We start from the raw sequence: 1,049 nt of genomic DNA, 5'->3' as shown, positions 1-1,049 counted from the left end.
CTCTCCCCCCACTCCCTCGCCTCAGAAGAAGACAGACCAAAATTCAACGCCTTCTTCTCAGCACGACCACCGACCCCAGAACCCGGCGCCTCACCCTTCAGACCCTCGCCGGCACCGGAACCGGCAAAGTGATCCGCCGTTCTCCCGCCGGAATGGTCTGCCAGACCGGTCCCGCCCCCGGGCTTCGTGCCGGTCTTGCTGACCGGCCCCGAGGATGTCAGCCCCTGACCCTCACCATCGGAGCTCTTGACGATCGGCGTCGTCGTACCCGCCTCACCGCCGTTGTGCGAGGTCGTGGAGGAACCGGGACCGACCTCACCAGCGCCGTGCTCACCGGTACCGGCCGCCGAGACGGCCTCGCTCTCGGCCGCGCCGTCTTTGAACGCCTGATCGATGATCTGCTGGGCCTTGCCATTCCCGGAAGCCGGCGCCGTCGGCCGGTCCAACACGACCGTGGGATCACCGCCCTTGACCGGCGCGGCCTCACCCGCCGCACCCTCCGTCGCCGGCTTCCCCGGCATGCCACTACCGGCCGCAGGACCCGACGAGGAAACACCATGCGACGAACCTGACGAATGCCCCTGATCCCCCGACACACGACCCGGATCATCGGCCGGCCTCAGCCCCTCGACCGACGACGGATCGACGGGCAGTGGACGGTTCGTCTTATTCAGCTCATTGAAATTAGACCACTGCCGCTGATCATCCAGGTGTCGGCCAAGGTCTTGATGCGCCCTCGCGACAGACTTTCCATCACCAGATCTATACGCCCAGTAGGTCTTTGCATTGAGACGCAGCACATCATGAGGCGACAGCCCATACTTCTCGGCTAGCCTCTCAATCGCCTGACCCGACCTGCCCGCCGGCCCATCGAGCCTCTTACGCTCATCACTGAGCCACTTTTCCAGCCGCTGGGCAGTCAGGTCGTCACTGGCGAGCCGCTGGTTCAACCGCTCGTCCAGCGCCGTCACGGCCTCGGCACCACCGGCCTCATGCGCCTTGACGAACTCCTGCCCCCACTCCTTCGCCTCAGACGGACTCAAACCACC

General features: G+C 65.5%; 1 pseudogene. It reads right to left on the bottom strand.

Annotation, left to right across the window (positions count from 1 at the left end):
* Positions 1 to 1,049, bottom strand: a pseudogene (locus AB0K82_RS44720) (hypothetical protein); the annotation flags it as partial.

This window comes from Actinoallomurus sp. NPDC052274, assembly GCF_040679475.1.
Taxonomy (GTDB): domain Bacteria; phylum Actinomycetota; class Actinomycetes; order Streptosporangiales; family Streptosporangiaceae; genus Actinoallomurus; species Actinoallomurus liliacearum.
This window is presented reverse-complemented; position numbering and strand designations above follow the sequence as displayed.